This is a genomic window from Desulfofustis glycolicus DSM 9705, from assembly GCF_900130015.1.
GTDB classification, from domain to species: Bacteria; Desulfobacterota; Desulfobulbia; order Desulfobulbales; family Desulfocapsaceae; genus Desulfofustis; species Desulfofustis glycolicus.
On sequence record NZ_FQXS01000092.1, the window covers coordinates 1 to 1,504 of the forward strand.

General features: G+C 52.2%; 1 protein-coding gene. It reads right to left on the reverse strand.

Annotated elements, in window-relative coordinates; genetic code table 11:
- Positions 1–238: 238 nt before the first annotated feature.
- Positions 239–1,396, reverse strand: a complete 1,158-nt coding sequence (locus BUC26_RS22535; protein ID WP_073379682.1) for an IS256 family transposase — start codon at positions 1,394–1,396, stop codon at positions 239–241.
- Between the last annotated feature and the right edge of the window lie 108 nt (positions 1,397–1,504).

Sequence of the window (1,504 nt, forward strand, 5' to 3'; positions counted from 1 at the left end):
GATAAAGCAACATCCTTTCTGTAAATTCACTATCCTTTCAATTCTTTCAACACATGCACTCCTGAGTAGCGCGGACAGCTGAGATCGTCCAGGCCAAGCCCTTCGGGTGCTCGTTCCTCGCAGCCTTGACAACCTCAACCTTCAGCGCTGGACCTGAAGATGGCGATGACGGAGAGGCGTCTCCGACGGGGCTCCAACAAAAAGGCTGTGGAGCAGAGCCAGCACCAAGTTCCAGCAATTATTCAAAGGTTAAATATGCTTTCCCAGCTTCCCACTCGTCAGAGATCTCCATGGCCACAGCCGTCACCAGTCGTAAACACGATTCGGTGTTAGGGAAAATGGTAGCAACACGGGTTCTTCTTTTTATCTCTTTATTCAGCCTTTCAAGCATATTGACCGTGCGAAGGCGCCGGCGGTGCGGCTCCGGCATTTTCATCACCGCAAGGCCTTCCGGCACTGCCGTTTCCGCCCACAAGACAAGATCCGGGGCTTTCTCACGATAATCGTCCAGGAAGAGGCCCAGCAACCGGAGGGCCTCTGTCTCGGTAGGAGCGGTAAAGACACTTCGCAGTCTCTCCGCCACCGTTTTTTTCATGGCTTGTCTGGGCACATACTTTTGAGCGTTCTGTTGTAGATGAAACTGGCAGCGTTGCCAGGGAACCGTTGGAAAAACAGCATCACGAGCTGCTTTCAGGCCCTCATGAGCATCGGAGATAAAGAGCCGGACACCATAGAGGCCACGATCTTTCAAGCTGCTCAGAAAGTCTCGCCAATGCACCTCGTTCTCGGATAGCTTGACGGAGGTGCCCAGCACTTCGCGGCGACCCGTCTCACTTACCCCTATTGCTATCAGAACAGCGCTGGAGACAACCACGCCTCCTGTGCGGACCTTTTCATATCTGGCATCAAGATAGACATAGGGAAAGGCACCCAATGGCCGGGTGCGCCAAGCCTGCAATTGCTCATCCAAGGCCTGGCTTGCCCTGCTGACTTCTGCAGATGAGATTTCAAAACCACAGAGCTCTTCGGTTATCTTGGCTACTTTCCGGGTTGATACGCCTTGGACGTACATCTCAGCCAAGGCCAGTTTCAAGGCTCTTTCTGATCGAAGGCCGCGCTCAAGGCTCTGAGGGTAGAACTCGGTCCCCCTAGTCTGCGGAATGGCAAGATCAACTTCACCGAATCGGGTCCGCATCGTTTTGGCTTTGTAGCCGTTGGCATAACCAATCCTGTCAGCTTTTCTCTCATAGAGGCCGGCGTTGAGATGCCGGGATCTCTCCAGCTTCATCGCCGTGTTCATGAGCATACCGACAGTCTCGGCAATGCCGTCGAAGCCATTTTCAATCAAAAGTTCCATTGCCAGGTCAAATTGGGTACATTCAAGACTGCAGGTCATCGTATTCTCCTTTCTTTTTGTTTCCGCGAAAAATGAAAGCGAAAGGATATACGATGGCCTGCTCTTGCCAAGCCTTATCCGAATTTACAGAAAAAAAGGTACACTAAC

Coding starts and splice junctions, on each gene's coding strand:
- BUC26_RS22535 (WP_073379682.1), bottom strand. CDS start 1,396: ATGACCTGCAGTCTTGAATGTACCCAATTTGACCTGGCAATGGAACTT.